Genomic DNA, 22,073 nt, shown 5'->3' with positions numbered 1-22,073 from the left:
ATAGCGAGATTACGTTAATTTGTTACTATGGCGCTAAACCTAATTTATCGCCTACTTAAAGGGATTACGTATGACTGAACAACTCAACGATGCACACTTAGCTGTGTCGCTTATGGATTTAACAAGCCTAAACACCTCAGACACGGCTAGTGATATTCAGCAGCTTGTAAATAGTATTAACCCTAAATTGGGCACGCCTGCTGCAGTATGCGTTTACAGTGATTTTGTAGATGATGCAAAAATAGCACTGGCTGCGCGTGAGCTAAACCATGTAAAAGTAGCAACGGTTACAAATTTTCCTAGTGGTGATGCGCCACTGAGCGATGTGATAAACGAAACACTGATAGCAATTGAGCGCGGCGCGGATGAAATAGATTTAGTGATCCCATATAAAGCACTTATTGCTGGCGAGCACAGCAAAGTGCTGGAGTATGTAACTCAAAGTAAAAAAGCCTGTGGTACAAAAGCGCAATTAAAAGTAATTATAGAAAGTGGCGAACTTAAAACTGCAGAGCTAATCACTAAAGCTACAAACTTAGCTATTCAAGGCGGGGCTGATTTTGTAAAAACCAGCACAGGTAAAGTGGCTGTAAATGCAACGCTTAACGCAACAAACGTGATGCTCAGCGCTATTAAACAATCGGGTAAGGTTGTTGGTTTTAAAGCCGCAGGCGGAGTTAAAACTGTTATTGATGCAAAGGAGTATTTAGCACTGACACGCTCAATTATGGGCGATGACTACTTACAAGCCGCTACATTTAGGTTTGGCGCATCAAGCTTACTAAGTGATGTATATAAAGTATTAGAAAAATAACCATTAAATTAAGCACTACGCCTTTATATAAGAGAGTAAATGATTGGCAGGCGAAACAATAATGGAATTAATTAATTAGATTTTCCTATGTGGGTATCTTTTAGGCTTGTGTTAATGATTTGCGTAAGTATAATAGGCATCCACTTTGCAGGGGCGTAGTTCCAATTGGTAGAACAGCGGTCTCCAAAACCGACGGTTGGGAGTTCGAATCTCTCCGCCCCTGCCATTTTTACTCATAAGTTGAGTAAGTCTGGGGTTAAAAATCGGTTTAAATAAGTCTGTTTTTAAGTTTAGATTTTAATGGATTAACCCTGCCGTTGTGTAGGGTTGTTGTGTCTGTAGTTAAGGTAATAATATTATGAGCACGAATGTAGAAACACCATCAAGTGCGATGGAGTCGGTAAAGTGGTTAGTAGCAATCGCGCTACTTGCAGGCGCAGTTGTTGGTAATCACATGTTTGCAGATCAGTCTGTATTACTACGTGCAATTGGCGTTGTGGTTGCTATAGCAGCAGGTTTAGGTATTGCCTCGCAAACCGCTAAAGGCCGTGACTTTTTAGCATTTGCTAAAGAAGCACGCATCGAAGTACGTAAAGTTGTTTGGCCAACGCGTCAAGAAACTACCCACACGACATTAATCGTAATGGTTGCAACAGTGATTATGGCGCTTATCCTTTGGGGATTAGATGGTATTTTATTCCGCGCTGTAGGCTTTTTAACTGGATTGGAGATCTGATCCCATGTCGGATGAGAACAAAGAAATTAAATTACGCTGGTACGTTGTACAAGCATTCTCTGGTTACGAAAAGCGTGTAGCGCAAACGTTATCAGAGCACATTAAAATTGAAGGTCTTGAAGAGAGCTTTGGTGAAATATTAGTACCAACAGAAGAAGTTGTTGAGATGCGCGCCGGTCAAAAGCGTAAATCTGAGCGTAAATTCTTCCCAGGTTACGTACTAGTACAAATGGACATGAACGATGCAAGCTGGCACTTAGTGAACAGCACTGAACGTGTAATGGGCTTTATTGGTGGTACTTCTGACCGCCCAGCGCCTATTAGTTCTAAAGAAGCAGAACGCATTCTTAACCGTCTTCAAGAAAACGCTGAAGCACCTAAACCAGCTACATTATTTGAGCCAGGTGAAGTTGTTCGTGTTACTGATGGTCCATTTGCTGACTTTAGCGGTGTTGTTGAAGAAGTTGACTACGAAAAGAGCCGCGTGAAAGTGTCGGTACTTATTTTTGGTCGTTCTACACCGGTTGAACTTGAATTTGGTCAAGTTGAACAAGATAAGTAATTGATTAAAAAAGCTTCGTCATTATTTACTTAAATTTTGGCACGAAGCTTGAAAAAGGCCGCTGATTAACTTATAATCAGCGGCCTTTTTGTATTAAGGCAAAAATTTATTTTTGCTCGCAAAAAGTACGAAACCAATTTTTAAACTGGGAAGCCGTTAGAGTACGCGTCCTCGCGCGCACAAGGCTAAGACCCACCAAATGAGGTATTTATAATGGCTAAAAAAGTTGAAGCTTTAATCAAGCTACAAGTTGCCGCTGGTATGGCTAATCCTAGTCCTCCAGTAGGTCCTGCACTAGGTCAACACGGTGTAAACATCATGGAATTCTGTAAAGCGTTTAACGCGCGTACAGAGTCTATCGAAAAAGGCGCTCCAGTTCCTGTAGTGATCTCTGTTTACGGTGACCGTTCATTTACGTTCGATATGAAAACGCCACCTGCTGCTTACTTACTTAAGAAAGCTGCTGGTATCAAATCAGGCTCAGGCCGTCCTAACACTGAAAAAGTAGGCACAGTAACTCGTGCTCAACTTGAAGAGATCGTTGAGACAAAACGAGCTGACCTTACAGCGGCTGATATGGACGCTGCGGTTCGCACTATCGCAGGTTCTGCGCGTGCGATGGGCTTGAACGTAGAGGACTAAGAAATGGCTAAATTAACTAAACGTATGCGTACTATCCGCGAAAAAGTGGAAGTAACTAAAGATTACGAAATCAATGAAGCAGTTGCTCTTTTAAAAGAGTTAGCGACAGCTAAATTCGTAGAAAGTGTTGACGTTGCTGTTAACCTTGGTATTGACGCTCGTAAATCTGACCAGAACGTTCGTGGTGCAACTGTACTACCTAACGGTACTGGCCGTGATGTTCGTGTTGCTGTATTCACTCAAGGCGCTAATGCAGAAGCTGCAAAAGAAGCCGGTGCTGAATTAGTAGGCATGGAAGATCTTGCTGAACTAGTTAAGAAAGGCGAGATGGATTTTGACGTTGTTGTTGCATCACCAGACGCTATGCGTGTTGTTGGTCAACTAGGTCAAATCTTAGGTCCACGTGGTCTTATGCCTAACCCTAAAACTGGTACTGTAACGCCTAACGTTGCAGAAGCAGTTAAAAATGCGAAAGCAGGTCAAGTACGTTACCGTAATGACAAAAATGGTATCATCCATACTACTATTGGTAAGGTTGATTTCACTGCTGAGCAACTTCAACAAAACCTTGAAGCTCTAATCGTTGCGCTTAAGAAGGCTAAACCTTCTCAAGCTAAAGGTGTTTACGTTAAGAAAGTAACCATCTCTACAACAATGGGCGCAGGTGTTGCTGTTGACCAAAACACTTTAAGCACTTCTGTAGCTTAATAGGTGTTTACATGGCGTGAAATTTGTACTATAATTTTGCGCCATTTTGTTGAATAATTTATTATTTAACAAGTAAAGAATTCGGGTTGAAGTCCATAATTTCGCTAAGCTCTTGAGTGATGCGATAAATTGGGCTTCCGTCCAAGACCGTAGGCGGCTTCGGCCTTAATATTACCTACGTAGACGGTGTGAATCCCCAGATAGATTTTTCCTAATCTCTTCTGGCTCTCGCCGTAAAAAGCATCTCTATCAAGTTTGTTGATAGGGAAGAGTAAAACAGGGAAGCCGAGTGTCGGTGACCCATTAAACCAGGAGTAACACCCATGGCTTTAAATCTTCAAGGCAAAAAAGCAATTGTTGCTGAAGTCAACGAAGCAGCCAATGGTGCTCTTTCTGCAGTTGTTGCAGATTCTCGTGGTGTAGCAGTAGGCGCAATTACAGCCCTTCGTAAAGAAGCTCGTGAAGCTGGTGTATGGATGAAAGTTGTTCGTAACACTCTAGCAAAACGTGCTGTTGAAGGTACTGAATTTGAATGTCTATCTGATTCGTTAGTTGGTCCAAGCTTAATCGCTTTCTCATCAGAGCACCCTGGTGCTGCTGCGCGTATCTTCGCAGATTTCGCGAAAAAGAATGAGAAATTCGAAGTTAAAACGGCCGCTTTTGAAGGAAATGTTGTAGATGCAGCAATGCTTGCTACATTACCTACATACGATGAAGCTGTTGCACGCTTAATGAGCGCTATGAAAGAAGCGTCTGCTGGCAAATTGTGTAAAACAATTGAAGCAGTACGTGTACAGAAAGAAGAGCAAGCTGCTTAATTTTAAGCTGTTTAACCTCTCTTTCGGTGTAAATTTATTTGGACCTAGAGTCCGTTAATTATTAGGAAATTTGTAATGTCTGTAACTAAAGACCAAATCCTTGACGCAATTGCTGAAATGTCAGTAATGGACGTTGTTGCTCTTGTTGAAGCAATGGAAGAAAAATTCGGCGTAACTGCTGCAGCTGCTATGGTAGCAGGTCCTGCTGCTGAAGCTGCTGAAGAGAAAACTGAATTTGACGTAATCCTTACTGGCGCTGGCGCTAACAAGGTTGCGGCAATCAAAGCTGTACGTAGCGCAACAGGCCTAGGCCTTAAAGAAGCGAAAGCTCTTGTTGAAGCTGCTCCTGCACCTATCAAAGAAGGTGTATCTAAAGAAGAAGCTGAAGCACTTCAAAAAGACCTTACTGAAGCTGGTGCTGAAGTTGAGGTTAAGTAATCTAGCTCACGCTAGGTTCGCTGCCTGAGTAATCAGGCAAGGGCTGGTGATTATTTAATCACCGGCCTTTTTGCGCTATAGAGTTATGTATTCCTGTAGCTCAAATAAAATCTGATTTTCTCTTTACTTTCAACGCTTTATAGTTTGCTAGTGTTGCTAAGGCGGAGTTAATTAGAACAACAATTAAATGTTGTAAATCTTGGCATAGATGCCAGTTAAGTCTGTTCTTACAAGAACAGGTCGGGTCAAAGATCAGCAAGCTGAGGAACCCCATGGCTTACTCTTATTCTGAAAAGAAACGTATCCGTAAGGATTTTGGTAAACGTCCACAAGTTTTGGATATACCTTTCTTACTGTCGACACAGTTAGAATCGTTTAAAAAATTCTTAGTCCCAGACGCTGATGGCGATCATGGTTTGGAAGCAGCCTTCCGTTCTGTGTTCCCTATTAAAAGCTACTCGGGAAATTCTGAGCTTCAATACGTAAGTTATCGTATTGGTGAGCCAGTATTCGATGTAAAAGAATGTCAAATTCGCGGTGTGACTTATTCTGCTCCACTTCGCGTGAAACTGCGTCTTGTAGTTATGGACAAAGAAGCTCCAGGCACAGTTAAAGACATTAAAGAGCAAGAAGTTTACATGGGCGAAATTCCGCTCATGACTGATACCGGTACTTTTGTAATCAATGGTACAGAGCGTGTTATCGTTTCTCAGCTACACCGTAGCCCTGGTGTATTCTTTGATAACGACCGCGGTAAAACCCATTCATCGGGTAAAGTATTATATAACGCACGCGTTATACCTTACCGTGGTTCATGGTTAGACTTCGAATTTGATGCAAAAGATAACTTATATGTACGTATAGACCGTCGTCGTAAATTACCGGCGTCTATTATTTTACGTGCACTTGAGTACTCTAGCGAAGAAATCTTAGATATGTTCTTCGATACTACCGCGTTTGAAGTAACTGACGGTAAAGTTCTTATGGAACTTGTGCCTTCACGTTTACGTGGTGAAACTGCCGCTTTTGATATCAAAGGCGAAGACGGTGAAGTACTTGTTGAAAGCGGTCGTCGTATTACGGCTCGCCACATCAAGAGCATCGAGAAAAAAGGCATTAATCAATTAGAAGTACCACATGAGTACATCATTGGCCGTATTGTAGCTAAAAACTATGTTGATGAGTCAACAGGTGAAGTTATTGCAAACGCTAATGACGAGCTATCACTAGAGTTGATGGCTGAATTGGTTAAAGCAGGTCACACTAAAATTGAGACGTTATACATCAATGAAGTGGACAGCGGCGCTTACATGTCAAATACATTAAATATTGACTCGTCTAGCAACCGTTTAGAAGCATTAGTAGAAATTTACCGCATGATGCGCCCAGGCGAGCCACCGACGAAAGACGCGGCTGAAGCCTTATTCGAGAACTTATTCTTCTCTGAAGAACGTTATGACTTATCTACTGTAGGTCGTATGAAGTTCAATAGCCGTGTTGGTTACGATACAGACACAGGCCCTGGCACATTAAGCAAAGAAGACATCGTGTCTGTTATGAAAGTATTAATTGCTATTCGTAACGGTCAAGGCGATGTTGATGATATTGACCACTTAGGCAACCGTCGTATACGTAGTGTTGGCGAAATGGCTGAGAACCAATTCCGTGTTGGTCTAGTACGTGTAGAACGTGCTGTACGTGAGCGTTTAAGCTTAGGTGACCTTGACGCGATAATGCCACAAGATCTTATTAACGCTAAGCCTATTTCGGCAGCGGTTAAAGAGTTCTTCGGTTCGTCTCAGTTATCACAGTTTATGGACCAAAATAACCCGCTATCAGAAGTAACGCATAAGCGTCGTATTTCTGCATTAGGTCCGGGCGGTCTAACGCGTGAGCGCGCTGGCTTTGAAGTACGTGACGTTCACGTAACTCACTATGGTCGCGTATGTCCAATCGAGACTCCTGAGGGTCCAAACATCGGTCTAATTAACTCGTTATCTACGTACGCACGTACAAATGATTACGGTTTCTTAGAAACACCTTACCGTAAAGTGGTAGATGGTGTAGTAACTGATGAAGTTGATTATTTATCAGCCATTGAAGAAGGTCAGTTTGTTATCGCACAGGCGAACTCAAACTTAACTGAAACCAATGAGTTTGTTGATGAACTTATTCCGTGTCGTCACAAAGGTGAATCTACCTTTATGGGTCGCATGGACCAGCAATATATGGATGTATCACCACAACAGGTGATCTCTGTAGCGGCAGCACTTATCCCGTTCCTAGAACACGATGATGCTAACCGTGCATTGATGGGTTCAAACATGCAACGTCAAGCAGTACCAACATTGAAAGCGGATAAGCCGTTAGTAGGTACAGGTATTGAGTTAACACTAGCGAAAGATTCTGGTGTAACGATTGTTGCTAAACGTGGTGGTGAAGTAATGTACGCCGATGCTAGCCGCATCGTTGTAAACGTACATGACGATGAGCGTATTCCTGGTGAAGCGGGCATCGACATTTACAACCTTACTAAATACACACGTTCTAACCAAAATACATGTATTAACCAAAAACCAACGTGCATGGTTGGCGAACCGGTTACTCGTGGTGACGTGTTAGCAGATGGTCCTTCGACTGACTTAGGTGACTTAGCCCTTGGTCAAAACCTTCGCGTGGCATTCATGCCATGGAACGGTTATAACTTCGAGGATTCAATCTTACTATCAGAGCGCGTAGTTGAAGAAGATCGTCTAACGACTATCCACATTCAAGAACTACAGTGTGTTGCCCGTGATACTAAATTAGGTCCTGAAGAGATCACTGCAGATATCCCGAATGTGGGTGAGTCTGCGCTAGGCAAGCTTGATGAATCAGGCGTTGTTTATATTGGTGCTGAAGTTAAAGGCGGCGATATCCTAGTAGGTAAAGTGACTCCGAAAGGCGAGACGCAATTAACACCTGAAGAGAAGCTACTGCGTGCTATCTTCGGCGAAAAAGCGTCTGACGTTAAAGACAGCTCTTTACGTGTACCAAACTCTGTAACTGGTACTGTAATTGACGTACAAGTTTTCACCCGTGATGGTGTTGAAAAAGATAAGCGTGCGTTAGAAGTTGAAGACATGCAGCTTCGCGAAGCGAAGAAAGACTTCAACGAAGAGTTCCGTATTTTAGAAGCCGGTGTATTAGACCGTGCTCGCAAGCTACTTGCTGCAGCAGGCTTCGATGAAGACAACTTAGCGTCACTAAATGCTGAAAAGCTACTTACTCAAAGCCTTGCACAAGAAGACAAGCAAGCTGAACTTGAGCAACTAGCTGCACAGTACGATGAGCTTAAAGCTGAATACGATAAGAAGTTTGAAAACAAACGTCGTAAAATTACTCAAGGTGATGACTTAGCACCAGGCGTACTTAAGATTGTTAAAGTATACCTAGCTGTTAAACGTCGTATCCAACCGGGTGATAAAATGGCGGGTCGTCACGGTAACAAAGGTGTTATCTCGACTATCGTACCAGTAGAAGATATGCCATACGATGATAAAGGTCGTACGGTAGATATCGTACTAAATCCACTAGGTGTACCATCACGAATGAACATCGGTCAGATCCTTGAAACACATATGGGTCTAGCTGCACGTGGTATTGGTGAGCGCTTAGAGGAAATGATGAAGGAACAACGTGAGCTACATGAGCTACGTGAATTCATCAAGCAAGCTTATGAAATCGGTGAATCTCGTCAAGAAGTAGATATTGCTAGCTTCTCTGATGATGAAATTCGTCGTTTAGCTGATAACTTAAAAGGTGGTTTACCAATCGCTACTCCTGCATTTGATGGCGCTAAAGAAGACGAAATCAAAGACATGCTAGAGCTTGGTGGATACCCAAGAAGTGGTCAGGTTACACTCTATGATGGCCGTACTGGCGATCAGTTTGAACGTCAAGTAACTGTTGGTTACATGTACATGCTTAAACTTAACCACTTGGTTGACGATAAGATGCACGCACGTTCTACTGGTTCTTATAGCCTTGTTACTCAGCAGCCGCTGGGTGGTAAAGCACAGTTCGGTGGCCAGCGTTTTGGTGAGATGGAAGTATGGGCACTTGAAGCTTACGGTGCTGCTTACACTCTACAAGAAATGCTAACAGTGAAATCGGATGACGTGAACGGTCGTACTAAGATGTATAAAAACATCGTTGATGGTAACCATAAAATGGAACCAGGTATGCCAGAATCGTTCAACGTATTGTTGAAAGAAATCCGCTCACTGGGTATCAACATCGAGTTGGAAGAAAATTAAGCCAATTAGATGCTGCAGTTAACCCTGCAGCATCTGTTACGGCTGAATAGAATGTAGGGGCGAGATTATCCGCCCTCAAGATTAACTCCGACAGGAGAGCTAAGGTGAAAGACTTACTTAAGTTTCTGAAGCAACAAAATAAGACCGAAGAATTCGATGCAATTCGCATTGGTCTTGCTTCACCAGACATGGTTCGTTCATGGTCATACGGTGAAGTAAAGAAACCTGAGACTATTAACTACCGTACTTTCAAGCCTGAGCGCGATGGCTTATTCTGTGCCCGTATTTTCGGCCCAGTGAAAGATTATGAGTGTTTATGTGGTAAATATAAACGCCTTAAACACCGTGGTGTGATCTGTGAGAAGTGTGGCGTTGAAGTTACACTTACAAAAGTGCGTCGTGATCGTATGGGTCATATCGACCTTGCGAGCCCAGTAGCACATATATGGTTTTTAAAATCATTACCGTCTCGTATTGGCTTAATGCTTGATATGACACTTCGTGATATTGAACGTGTTCTTTACTTCGAATCATTCGTAGTAACTGAGCCTGGTATGACAACGCTTGAGCGTGGTCAACTATTAGGTGAAGAAGAATACCTAGATGCACTTGAAGAGCACGGTGATGAGTTTGAAGCTAAGATGGGTGCAGAAGCAGTATTAGACTTGCTTCGTGAACTTGATCTTGGCCAATTAATTGCAGAAATGCGTGAAGAGTTACCAACAATTAACTCTGAAACGAAGCGTAAAAAGATCACTAAGCGTCTTAAGTTAATGGAATCGTTCCACCAATCAGGTAATAACCCTGAGTGGATGATCATGACAGTACTTCCAGTATTGCCACCTGACTTACGTCCATTAGTACCACTAGACGGTGGTCGTTTTGCGACATCTGATCTAAACGACCTTTACCGTCGTGTTATTAACCGTAATAACCGTCTTAAGCGTCTATTAGATTTAGCTGCACCAGATATTATCGTACGCAACGAAAAACGTATGTTACAAGAAGCGGTAGATGCGCTACTTGATAACGGTCGTCGTGGTCGTGCAATTACAGGTTCTAACAAGCGTCCGCTTAAATCTCTTGCTGATATGATCAAGGGTAAGCAAGGTCGTTTCCGTCAGAACTTACTTGGTAAGCGTGTAGATTACTCTGGCCGTTCTGTAATCACGGTTGGTCCTACACTTAAGCTTCACCAATGTGGTCTTCCTAAGAAGATGGCACTTGAGCTATTCAAACCATTTATCTATGGCAAATTAGAGCGTCGCGGCATGGCTACGACAATCAAAGCTGCTAAGAAAATGGTAGAGCGCGAAGTAGCGGAAGTATGGGATGTACTAGACGAAGTAATTCGTGAACATCCAGTATTACTTAACCGTGCACCTACACTTCACCGTTTAGGTATCCAAGCGTTCGAACCTGTACTAATTGAAGGTAAAGCAATCCATTTACACCCATTAGTATGTGCGGCTTACAACGCCGACTTCGATGGTGACCAAATGGCGGTACACGTACCGTTAACGCTTGAAGCTCAGTTAGAAGCTCGTGCACTAATGATGTCTACTAACAACATTCTATCTCCAGCGAATGGTGAGCCAATCATCGTTCCTTCACAGGATGTTGTATTAGGTCTTTACTACATGACGCGCGATCGAATTAATGCGAAAGGCGAAGGCATTGTATTTAAAGATCCTAAAGAAGCAGAAAAAGCATACCGTAGTGGTAACGCAGAACTTCACGCGCGCGTTAAAGTGCGTATTAGTCAGTCAATCACTAACGAAGCAGGTGTTGTTGAAGACACTGTAACGCTTATCGACACTACTGTTGGTCGTGCAATTCTGTCTCTAATTTTACCTAAAGGCATGCCGTTTGAGTCAATCAACCAAGCATTAGGTAAAAAGCAGATTTCTGGCTTATTAAACGAGTGTTACCGTCGTCTAGGCCTTAAAGACACTGTTGTGTTTGCTGACCAAGTTATGTACACCGGTTTCCACTACGCAATGAAGTCAGGTGTTTCAATTGGTATCGATGACTTAGTTATCCCACCAGTTAAAGCATCAATCATTGAATCAGCTGAAGCTGAAGTAACTGAAATCAACCAACAATTCCAATCAGGTCTTGTAACGGCTGGTGAAAAGTACAATAAAGTTATCGATATCTGGTCACGTGTAAATGAAAACTTATCACGTGAAATGATGGCCAACTTGTCTAAAGACACGGTTATCAATGCCAAAGGTGAAGAAGAAGAGCAACCGTCATTTAACTCAGTGTTTATGATGGCCGACTCAGGTGCTCGTGGTAGTGCCGCTCAGATCCGTCAGCTAGCAGGTATGCGTGGTCTAATGGCACGTCCAGATGGTTCAATCATCGAGACGCCAATCACGGCTAACTTCCGTGAAGGTCTAAACGTACTACAGTACTTCATCTCAACGCACGGTGCGCGTAAAGGTCTTGCCGATACAGCACTTAAAACAGCTAACTCAGGTTACCTAACGCGTCGTCTAGTAGACGTTGCACAAGATTTGGTAATCAATGAAGACGACTGTGGCACAGAAGATGGCTTAACAATGAAACCGCTTATTGAAGGTGGTGACGTTGTAGAAGCACTTCGCGAACGTGTACTAGGTCGTGTTGTAGCTGAGCCTGTGGTTATCCCTAATACAGATACTGTATTAGTAGAACGTAATATCATGCTTGATGAAAAACTGTGTGACCTTTTAGAAGAGCACTCAGTAGATGAAGTTCGCGTACGTTCTGTTATCACCTGTGATAACGACTTTGGTGTATGTGCTAAGTGTTATGGTCGTGACCTTGCACGTGGTCATATCATCAACGCGGGTGAATCAGTAGGTGTTATCGCGGCACAATCAATCGGTGAGCCGGGTACACAGCTTACGATGCGTACATTCCACATCGGTGGTGCGGCATCAAGAGCATCAGCTGAAAACAATGTACAAGTTAAAACTGACGGTACGTTAAAACTACATAACGCTAAGTATGTACTTAATACCGACGGTAAGATTGTAATTACTTCACGTTCAACTGAAATCACTATCATTGATAGCTTCGGTCGTGAAAAAGAGCGTTATAAAGTACCTTACGGTGCGGTACTAACAGTACAAGACAATGCAGAAGTTCAAGGTAACGACATCGTTGCTACTTGGGACCCGCATAGTCACCCAATCGTTCTTGAGCATAAGTCAAAAATCTCGTTCAGCGATATTGATGACTCAAATACTGAAGCACAAACTGATGAACTAACCGGCTTAACCCGTGTAGTTGTTAAAGACCTTGCTAAAGTAAATGCGAAAGAGCCTAAGCTTATCATCGAAAGTGAAGAGCGCGGCTTGCAAGAAACACGTCTTCCTTCATTCACTACGATTGAAGTGACAGATGGCGTTACAGCAAACCCAGGTGACGTACTTGCACGTATTCCGCAAGAAGGTTCGAAAACTCGTGATATCACGGGTGGTCTACCACGCGTAGCCGACTTATTTGAAGCACGTAAGCCAAAAGATCCAGCTATCTTAGCTGAAATCACCGGTACTATTAGCTTCGGTAAAGAAACTAAAGGTAAGAAACGTTTAGTTATTACACCAGCTGAAGGCGATCATTACGAAGAGATGATTCCTAAGTGGCGTCAACTTAACGTGTTTGAAGGTGAGCAAGTGTCTAAAGGTGAAGTTATCGCCGATGGCCCTGAATCACCACATGACATCTTACGCCTACGTGGTGTGACTCATGTTGCTAACTACATTGTTAACGAAGTGCAAGAGGTTTACCGTTTGCAGGGCGTTAAGATCAATGATAAGCACATTGAAACAATTATTCGTCAGATGCTACGTAAATGTACCATCCTTGACGGCGGTGATACTGAGTTCTTAGCGGGTGAGCAAATTGAAGTAGCTCGCGTTAATATCGCTAATCGTGACCTTGAAAAACAAGGTAAAATCCCAGCGAAGTTTGAAATACAACTTATGGGTATCACGAAAGCATCACTAGCAACCGAATCTTTCATCTCGGCAGCGTCTTTCCAAGAAACAACACGTGTTCTTACAGATGCCGCAGTGAATGGTAAGAGCGATGAGCTTCGCGGTCTGAAAGAAAACGTAATTGTGGGTCGTCTGATCCCAGCCGGTACTGGCTTTGCGTATCACCAAGACCGTATGGCTCGCCGCAAGCAGGGTGAAGTTGTTGAAGAGCAAACAGTAAGTGCAGAAGAGGCAACTCAAGCACTAACAGATGCTCTGAACGCAGATTTATCTGGAAATCAATAAACTCTTATTAATCAACAGATTAATAAATCGTAAGACAGTTATCTACTGTCTTACGATGAGTTTAGGTTGACAGGTTAAACTTTGCTCATTAAAATTCCGCCACCCATTTACTTGCATGTATGTTACAAGCTTGTAAAAAGGGCGGATTTTTTTATTTTTTTCAGTAGTAATTTTAATTTCAGGAGCTATTTAAATGGCAACTATTAACCAGCTAGTGCGTAAGCCACGTCGTAGCAAGGTTACTAAAAGTAACTCAGCTGCGCTTAAAGCGTGTCCGCAAAAGCGTGGTGTATGTACTCGCGTATATACAACTACACCTAAGAAACCAAACTCAGCGTTACGTAAAGTAGCTCGTGTACGTTTAACTAACGGTTTCGAAGTAACATCATACATCGGTGGTGAAGGTCATAACCTTCAAGAGCACAGTGTAATCCTAATCCGTGGTGGTCGTGTTAAAGATTTACCAGGTGTGCGTTTTCACACTGTACGTGGTGCACTTGACTGTGCAGGCGTTAGCGACCGTCGTCAAGCTCGTTCTAAATACGGTGCAAAACGCCCTAAAGGCTAATTGTTTTCCGTTAGTAAGGCCAAGCACTAAATATTATTAATTATTGTTTTGGGTGATTGTTCCAAAAGGACAAACCTGAATAAACCGGAGATACAAAATGCCTAGAAGACGCGTAATAGGTCAACGTAAAATTCTTCCAGATCCTAAGTTCGGATCGGAACTTCTTGCTAAATTCGTTAACATCGTAATGTTAGACGGCAAGAAATCTACTGCTGAAAAAATTGTTTATGGTGCGCTAGACGTGGCTGCTGAGAAATCAGGCAAGTCGCACCTAGAAATCTTTGAATCTGCACTTGATAACATCCGTCCACAGGTAGAGGTTAAATCTCGCCGTGTTGGTGGTTCAACTTATCAAGTTCCAGTTGAAGTACGTCCAGTACGTCGCAACGCATTAGGTATGCGTTGGTTAGTAGACGCTGCACGTAAGCGTGGCGAAAAATCTATGGGCTTACGTTTAGCTCAAGAAATCGTTGACGCTGCTGACAACAAAGGCACTGCGGTTAAGAAACGTGAAGACGTTCACCGTATGGCTGAAGCGAATAAAGCATTCGCACATTACCGTTGGTAATCTGTCCTTAACCTTTAAGAGGATCATATGGCACGTACAACTCCACTTGAGCGCTACCGTAATATCGGCATAGTAGCTCACGTAGATGCAGGCAAAACCACCACAACAGAACGTGTTCTGTTCTACACAGGTCTTTCTCATAAGATCGGTGAAGTACATGATGGCGCCGCAACTATGGATTGGATGGAGCAGGAACAAGAGCGTGGTATCACAATCACTTCTGCTGCAACAACGTGTTTCTGGAAAGGGATGGACGCGCAATTTGACGACCATCGTATCAATATCATTGATACTCCAGGACACGTAGATTTCACTATCGAAGTAGAGCGTTCTTTACGTGTACTTGATGGTGCGGTAGTTGTTCTTTGTGCTTCATCAGGTGTACAGCCGCAAACTGAGACAGTTTGGCGCCAAGCGAACAAATACGAAGTTCCAAGAATGATCTTCGTAAATAAAATGGATCGCACCGGCGCTGACTTCTTAACGGTTGTAGACCAGGTGAAATCTCGTCTTGGAGCAACGCCTGTTCCAATCCAGTTGCCAATTGGCGCTGAAGACGACTTTAAAGGTGTTATTGACCTTATAAAAATGAAAGCCATTAACTGGAACGAAGCGGACCAGGGTATGACTTTCTCTTATGAGGCAATACCGGCAGAACTTCAAGAGCTCGCTCAAGAATGGCACTCTCATTTAGTTGAAAGTGCAGCTGAAGCCTCTGAAGAACTAATGGATAAGTACTTAGAAGGTGAAGAGTTAAGTGAAGCAGAGATTAAATCTGCCTTACGTCAACGCACATTAGCGAACGAAATTGTTCCCATTACGTGTGGTAGTGCATTTAAAAACAAAGGCGTTCAAGCTGTGCTTGATGGCGTTGTTGAATACATGCCTGCACCAACACAAGTGAAACAAATCCAAGGTATCCTAGAAAATGGAACTGAGGAAGAACGTCCAGCTGATGATAAAGCGCCGTTTGCTGCACTTGCATTTAAAATTGCAACAGACCCGTTTGTTGGCACTTTAACCTTTTTCCGTGTTTACTCTGGTACTGTTAAACAGGGTGACGCGGTTTATAACCCAGTTAAAAGTAAGCGTGAGCGATTTGGTCGTATCGTACAGATGCATTCAAACTCACGTGAAGAGATCAAAGAAGTTTACGCAGGCGATATTGCGGCAGCTATTGGTCTTAAAGACGTAACAACAGGTGAGACACTGTGTGATCCGAACTCTATCATTACGCTAGAGCGTATGGAGTTCCCAGAGCCAGTTATCTCTGTTGCGGTTGAGCCTCGCACAATCGCTGACCAAGATAAGATGGGTATTGCACTAGGTAAACTAGCCGCAGAAGATCCGTCTTTTCGTGTACAAACTGACGAAGAATCAGGCCAGACTATAATCTCTGGTATGGGTGAACTTCACCTTGATATCATTGTCGACCGTATGAAACGTGAATTCAGTGTTGAATGTAACGTTGGTAAGCCGCAGGTTGCATACCGAGAAGCTATTCGTTCAACTGTTGAAGTTGAAGGGAAATTTGTACGTCAATCAGGTGGTCGTGGTCAATATGGTCACGTCTGGGTTAAACTTGAACCGATGGATATTTCGGATGATGAAGCACCAATTTATGAGTTCGTTAACGAAACTGTAGGTGGTTCGGTTCCAAAAGAATTTATCCCTGCGGTAGACAAAGGTATCCAAGAGCAAATGTCTCAAGGTGTACTGGCAGGCTACCCATTACTTGGCGTTAAAGCGACTTTATATGATGGTTCATTCCATGATGTAGACTCGAATGAAATGGCATTTAAAATTGCAGGTTCAATGGCAATGAAAGCTGGGGCGCTTAAAGCTGACCCTGTACTTTTAGAGCCAATGATGAAGGTTGAAGTAATCACTCCTGACTCAAACATGGGTGATGTAGTTGGCGACTTAAACCGTCGTCGCGGCATAATCGAAGGCATGGAAGATGCAATAGGTGGACTTAAGCAAGTTAATGCTCAGGTTCCTCTTTCTGAAATGTTTGGTTATGCAACTGCTTTACGATCTGCAACACAGGGCCGTGCTTCTTACTCTATGGAGTTTTTGAAGTACGCTGAAGCCTCTAAAAATGTTGCAGATACAATAATTTCAGCTCGCGCTGTTATATGATTTTAGCTTGTCTGGCTCAATAGTGAGTCAGGCTTTAATTTCTTAATTAGGAATTTTTTTAAGATGGCAAAAGAAAAGTTTGAACGCGTAAAACCGCACGTAAACGTTGGTACAATCGGCCACGTTGACCACGGTAAAACTACACTAACTGCAGCAATCACTAACGTACTTGCAAAAGTATACGGCGGTGTTGCTAAAGATTTCGCATCAATCGATAACGCTCCAGAAGAGCGCGAGCGTGGTATCACAATCTCAACTTCTCACGTTGAGTACGATACACCAACTCGTCACTACGCACACGTAGATTGTCCTGGACACGCCGATTATGTTAAAAACATGATCACTGGTGCTGCTCAAATGGACGGCGCTATCTTAGTAGTAGCTGCGACTGACGGCCCTATGCCACAAACGCGTGAGCACATCCTACTTTCTCGTCAGGTTGGCGTACCTTACATCGTTGTATTCATGAACAAATGTGACATGGTTGACGACGAAGAGCTACTTGAGCTAGTAGAAATGGAAGTTCGTGAACTTCTTTCTGAATACGACTTCCCAGGTGATGACTTACCACTAATTCAAGGTTCTGCTCTTAAAGCACTTGAAGGCGAAAAGCAGTGGGAAGACAAAATCGTTGAGCTTGCAGAAGCACTAGATTCTTACATCCCAGAGCCAGAGCGTGACATCGATAAGCCATTCATCATGCCTATCGAAGACGTTTTCTCAATCCAAGGCCGTGGTACAGTAGTAACTGGTCGTGTTGAAGCTGGTATCATCAACGTGAACGACGAAGTTGAAATCGTTGGTATCAAAGAGACTACTAAGTCTACTTGTACTGGTGTTGAAATGTTCCGTAAGCTTCTTGACGAAGGTCGTGCTGGTGAGAACATTGGTGCACTTCTACGTGGTACTAAGCGTGAAGACGTTGAACGTGGTCAAGTACTAGCTAAGCCTGGTTCAATCAACCCACACACTACATTCACTTCAGAAGTATACGTACTTTCTAAAGATGAAGGTGGTCGTCATACTCCTTTCTTCAAAGGTTACCGTCCACAGTTCTACTTCCGTACAACTGACGTAACAGGTGACGTACAGTTACCAGAAGGCGTAGAAATGGTAATGCCTGGTGATAACGTTAAGATGACAGTAACTCTAATCGCGCCAATCGCGATGGACGAAGGTCTTCGTTTCGCTATCCGTGAAGGTGGCCGTACTGTAGGTGCTGGTGTTGTAGCAACTATCGTAGAGTAATAATTAACTTTTAAGTTAATTAATACTATAAAAACCCGAGCTTAGCCTCGGGTTTTTTAATGCCTGAAATTTACGTCATGTGAAGGTGGCGCTATTAGCTTTAGGCGTAGGTGCTATGTAGCAACGTTCAATGAGTAAAAATTAGCCTAGCTAATTAATACTAAAAAGAGGTCACATCGGTGGCGCTATTACCTTTAGGCGTAGGTGCAACGTAGCAACCTTCAATGAGTAATAGTTAACGTTTAAGTTAATTAATTCTATAAAAACCCGAGCTTAGCCTCGGGTTTTTTAATGCCTGAAGAAAAGTGATTAGTGTTTAGCTATCAGCTTTTAGCTGCTTTGCGTTAATGTAAATAATGCTGTTTGGGCTGGCTTTACAAAGCCCGAGTAGAAGTGGTCACTGGTGTGTAAGGGGGTTTATTGAGTGAATAACTATCGACACTTACAGGGTATTAGCCTAAGCTAAAAATGGCTTAAATTTACAACAGGAAATGGGCGATGAATAATAAAAATAACTATCCGCAAGGTATATTTTGCTGGGCTGAACTGTGTACTCATAATTGGCAAGACGGGAAAGCTTTTTATACCTCGTTGTTTGAGTGGGGAAATGATGATCAGCCCATTGGCGATGATGAGTATTACACTATGCTACAAAAGCAAGGTGACGATATTGCTGCCATGTATCAAATGCCTAAAGAGCAAGTAGCCTCTACGCCTAGCTACTGGCTTACCTATATTGCCGTAGATGATGTTGATGCATGTGCAATTAAGGCGCAAGAGCTCGGTGCGCAAATTATAGCAGGCCCTCATAATGTTATGGATGCAGGGCGTATGTTAATGCTTAAAGACCCCGCGGGTGCCACGGTGGCATTGTGGCAAGGTAAAGAGCATATAGGATGTAAGCGTCCTTGTGAGCTCAACACGCCTTATTGGCATGAAATGGCAACGCGCGATAGTGAAACAAGCCGTCATTTTTACTGTGAACTATTGGGGTGGAAAAGTGAAACAAAACCTATGGAAGGTATGGATTACACCTTGTTTTTAGTTGCAGGTAAGCCGGTAGCAGGCATGCTACAAATGACTGATGAGTGGCCACAAGGCGTACCTCCCCATTGGATGATTTACTTCGCCGTGGATAACTGCGATAGCTATGTAAAAAAAGCGGCGACTCTTGGAGGGCAAGTATGTGTACCTGCCACAGATATTCCTGATGTAGGGCGTTTTAGTGTTATTTGCGACCCTCAAGGCGCCGTATTTTCTATTATTGAATCGGCAATGGATGATATTAAAGCTTAGTCATTAACAGCGCTTAAGGCTAAATTTTAGACTTTAGTGTGGTTATTTAGGCGCAGTAATTATGTGCTTTTTTGCTATAATGGCGGGTAATTACACCGTCAGTCAGCAAGAGAGCACAATGGAATTTGAACAAGATAGTAAATTAACCTTACCGTTATTTATTTTAAATGAGTCGCTTAGTGAGCGAGATGTAGAAAAGCCCGATTTAGACATTTCATTTGCTCTTGATGATGAGCTACTGACGCAGATATGCCAAAACCCAGCACCTGATAGCAGTATCGCTATTAGTTTAAAAGAGTATGAGCTTGCGCCGCATAGCAGCGAATTTAATGCGTTGTTAAACCAAGAGCACGATGCACAAATAACGCTGACCCACGGCCCACTGTTAAGTGTGGTGTTAAATACCCACGACAACCAGACTTTTGTCTCTCCACAAATGGATATGATGCCAACCTTCGACCTGGGTGATGAGGATGAAGAATGAAAAAAATTCTGATCAGTACATTCGTCCTTATTATCCTCAGCGGGTGTGCTTATTTAGGCAATGCTCACTACAACGACTTATTTGGTGATGAACAAACGCAGCAGCGTATAGTGCCGCATGATACAGGTGCTGGTGCCGAGTTTTTGCAAGAAGTAAAACCTGTGCTAGATACACGCTGTGTAGTATGCCATGGCTGTTATGATGCGCCATGCCAGCTAAAGCTTTCTTCCCCTGAAGGGATAGATAGAGGGCTAAGCAAAGAGCTTGTTTATGATGGTACACGGCTATTAGCCACTACACCAAGCCGGTTGTTATTTGATGCAACCAGCACTGAGCAATGGCGTAAAAAGGGCTTTACTCCGGTACTTAACGAACGTGACCAAAACCCAGAAGCAAACCTTGCCGGTGGGGTGTTATTTAATTCATTAGTGCTTAAGCAAAGCGCACCCTTACCAGAGAATGAAATTCTTGATGACGAATTTGACTTTTCACTTAGCCGCTCTCAAACGTGCGCCACTATGGGAGAATTCGATCGTTTAGCTGCAGAGCAGCCTCATGGCGGTATGCCTTACGGTTTACCGGGCGTGTCTAGCCAGGAATTTTATCATTTACAAAAATGGCTTAAAGACGGTGGAAAAATGGCGCATATTAAACCGCCCACCAAAGCCGAGCTAACAAACGTTAAAAACTGGGAAGCGTTTTTAAATCAAGACAGCTTAAAATACCAATTAGCCGCACGTTATATTTACGAGCATTGGTTTTTAGCCCATATTTATTTTGGTTCTGATAAACCACAGAGCTTTTTTAAACTGGTTCGTTCAAGTACGCCGCCAGGCGAAGAAATTAAGCTAATTAATACGCGCCGACCATACGATGACCCTAAAGTGAATCGTGTGTATTACCGTTTACTACAGGACCGCTCAACTGTTTTATCAAAAACACATTTACCGCTAAAGCTTGATGATGCAAAGCTTGCACGTATTTATGAGCAATTTATAGCTCCCGATTATACGGTTACTAAAATGCCAAGTTATAAGAGCGAGGCGGCATCTAATCCTTTTAAAACGTTTGAAGTAATTCCTATTAATTCTAAGTATCAATTTATGCTCGATGAGGCTGAGCTAATTATTATGGGCTTTATTAAGGGTCCTGTATGCCGCGGCCAAATTGCACTTAATGTGATTAACGATCATTTTTGGGTTGCCTTTGCAGACCCTGAAAAAGTCGCGACTCCAGCAGTGGAAGATATGTTGCTTCAGCACGAAGAAGCCCTTGAATTACCTGCAGCAGAAGAAAGCAATGCATTGCCTATCTCTAGCTGGGTTAAATACTCAGTGCGTGAGAAAAAATACTTACAAGCCAAAGTTGAGCTGGCTAACGAGATGTTTAAAAACGGAGAGCATTTAACCACCGACCTATTGTGGAAAGGTGAAGGGCATAACAAAAATGCAGCGCTTACAATATTTCGCCATTTTGATAGTGCCACGGTGGTGAAAGGCTTTATTGGTCAAGAGCCTAAAACTATGTGGGTATTAGATTATGCGCTATTTGAGCGTATTCATTACTTACTTGTTGCAGGCTTTGATGTATACGGAAATATCGGTCACCAATTAGTGACCCGCCTATACATGGACTTTTTACGTTTAGAGGGTGAGCAAAACTTTTTGGCTTTATTGCCTGAAGCGAAGCGCCATCAAATTAAAAAAAGCTGGTATAGAAAGTCTCCGCCAAGCTTATCTAAGTTTTTTAAAAACAACCGAGAGTTTAGCCAACCTAGCGGTATTGAATATAAAACGGATGATCCACAACACGAGCTGTATGGGCTAATTAAGCAAACTTTAGCGCCAGTACTGAGTGAGCACTACGACTACACAAAAGTACCCACGCCATTAAATGCACTAAACAATATGCCAGCTAAAGCTATAAATTTATTACCGCAGTTATCGTATATTTTGGTTAAGCAAGACGATGCTTCACATAAAGCTTATACGCTTATTCATCACAACGCGCATTACAATATTTCCAGCTTATTAAATGAAGATGGGCAGCGCGCTTATGATGAAGATACCGCAACCCTAGTGCCAGGCTTTATTGGTGATTACCCTGCGGCTATTTGGTACTTAAATGATCAAAATGAAATGGGTGAATTTGCACAGCTATTACCTATGATGCAAATTGAAGCAGATTATGCTGCATTAAAAGTAAAATTTGGTATTCGTCGCTCACATCCAGAGTTTTGGAAATACAGCGACATAATGCACCAAGTAGCTAAAGAGTATCGCGGCGTTGAATTTGGTATGTTTGACTACAACCGATTAGAAAATCGCTAACTGGTAATTACAAAAGTGTCGCAAGTATTGCCCTTTTTGCCTCACACTTAATACATTTAGCCCAGTCATGTTACTGGGCTTTTTATTTATATAATTACTAAAGCTGATGTTGAGTTTTCTATATATAGGCTACACTTAAAATAA

The 22,073-nt window shown here is 42.8% G+C and carries 16 protein-coding genes and 1 tRNA gene; all 17 read left to right on the top strand.

The window, feature by feature from the left end:
- Positions 1-70 precede the first annotated feature (70 nt).
- A complete protein-coding gene (gene deoC / locus MSC25_RS09720; protein WP_248443273.1) occupies positions 71-814 on the top strand; it encodes a deoxyribose-phosphate aldolase in 744 nt (247 codons plus the stop codon).
- A gap of 149 nt (positions 815-963) precedes the next feature.
- Positions 964-1,040: transfer RNA gene (locus MSC25_RS09715), tRNA-Trp, on the top strand.
- Between the two features lie 132 nt (positions 1,041-1,172).
- Complete coding sequence (secE, locus tag MSC25_RS09710) at positions 1,173-1,550, top strand: preprotein translocase subunit SecE (RefSeq protein ID WP_004588203.1); 378 nt, start codon at positions 1,173-1,175, stop codon at positions 1,548-1,550.
- A gap of 4 nt (positions 1,551-1,554) precedes the next feature.
- The gene (nusG, locus tag MSC25_RS09705) at positions 1,555-2,112 is read left to right on the top strand and encodes a transcription termination/antitermination protein NusG (protein ID WP_024032045.1); all 558 of its coding nucleotides are present in this window, start codon (positions 1,555-1,557) and stop codon (positions 2,110-2,112) included.
- 213 nt (positions 2,113-2,325) lie between these two features.
- On the top strand, positions 2,326-2,754 hold the full coding sequence (gene rplK / locus MSC25_RS09700) for a 50S ribosomal protein L11 (protein WP_004588205.1): 429 nt from the start codon (positions 2,326-2,328) through the stop codon (positions 2,752-2,754).
- 3 nt (positions 2,755-2,757) lie between these two features.
- Positions 2,758-3,462, top strand: coding sequence for a 50S ribosomal protein L1 (gene rplA, locus MSC25_RS09695; protein WP_004588206.1), 705 nt, complete (start codon positions 2,758-2,760; stop codon positions 3,460-3,462).
- A gap of 323 nt (positions 3,463-3,785) precedes the next feature.
- A complete protein-coding gene (gene rplJ / locus MSC25_RS09690) occupies positions 3,786-4,280 on the top strand; it encodes a 50S ribosomal protein L10 (RefSeq protein ID WP_024032046.1) in 495 nt (164 codons plus the stop codon).
- 75 nt (positions 4,281-4,355) lie between these two features.
- Positions 4,356-4,718, top strand: a complete 363-nt coding sequence (rplL, locus tag MSC25_RS09685; protein ID WP_004588208.1) for a 50S ribosomal protein L7/L12 — start codon at positions 4,356-4,358, stop codon at positions 4,716-4,718.
- Positions 4,719-4,990: 272 nt separating this feature from the next.
- Positions 4,991-9,016 (top strand): DNA-directed RNA polymerase subunit beta, encoded by a 4,026-nt coding sequence (gene rpoB, locus MSC25_RS09680; protein ID WP_004588209.1) that lies wholly within the window; start codon positions 4,991-4,993, stop codon positions 9,014-9,016.
- Positions 9,017-9,120: 104 nt separating this feature from the next.
- Positions 9,121-13,293: a DNA-directed RNA polymerase subunit beta' gene (gene rpoC / locus MSC25_RS09675; protein ID WP_004588210.1), complete on the top strand. Its 4,173-nt coding sequence runs from the start codon at positions 9,121-9,123 to the stop codon at positions 13,291-13,293.
- Positions 13,294-13,486: 193 nt separating this feature from the next.
- A complete protein-coding gene (rpsL, locus tag MSC25_RS09670; protein ID WP_002958885.1) occupies positions 13,487-13,861 on the top strand; it encodes a 30S ribosomal protein S12 in 375 nt (124 codons plus the stop codon).
- 97 nt (positions 13,862-13,958) lie between these two features.
- The gene (rpsG, locus tag MSC25_RS09665) at positions 13,959-14,429 is read left to right on the top strand and encodes a 30S ribosomal protein S7 (RefSeq protein WP_004588211.1); all 471 of its coding nucleotides are present in this window, start codon (positions 13,959-13,961) and stop codon (positions 14,427-14,429) included.
- A 27-nt stretch (positions 14,430-14,456) separates the two neighbouring features.
- A complete protein-coding gene (fusA, locus tag MSC25_RS09660) occupies positions 14,457-16,571 on the top strand; it encodes an elongation factor G (protein ID WP_024032049.1) in 2,115 nt (704 codons plus the stop codon).
- Between the two features lie 63 nt (positions 16,572-16,634).
- Positions 16,635-17,819 (top strand): elongation factor Tu, encoded by a 1,185-nt coding sequence (gene tuf, locus MSC25_RS09655; RefSeq protein ID WP_004589660.1) that lies wholly within the window; start codon positions 16,635-16,637, stop codon positions 17,817-17,819.
- Positions 17,820-18,317: 498 nt separating this feature from the next.
- Entirely contained in the window at positions 18,318-19,115 is a 798-nt protein-coding gene (locus tag MSC25_RS09650) for a VOC family protein (RefSeq protein WP_248443272.1), read from the top strand.
- 118 nt (positions 19,116-19,233) lie between these two features.
- Entirely contained in the window at positions 19,234-19,599 is a 366-nt protein-coding gene (locus MSC25_RS09645; protein WP_029774302.1) for a hypothetical protein, read from the top strand.
- Entirely contained in the window at positions 19,596-21,929 is a 2,334-nt protein-coding gene (locus MSC25_RS09640; RefSeq protein WP_248443271.1) for a fatty acid cis/trans isomerase, read from the top strand. The genes MSC25_RS09645 and MSC25_RS09640 overlap by 4 nt, the downstream gene beginning before the upstream one ends.
- Positions 21,930-22,073 lie beyond the last annotated feature (144 nt).

The sequence above is a fragment of the Pseudoalteromonas sp. 1CM17D genome (assembly GCF_023161805.1).
Taxonomy (GTDB): Bacteria; Pseudomonadota; Gammaproteobacteria; order Enterobacterales; family Alteromonadaceae; genus Pseudoalteromonas; species Pseudoalteromonas atlantica.
The sequence above is the reverse complement of the archived record's forward strand: the minus strand, read 5'-3'. Positions and strand labels throughout refer to the sequence as shown.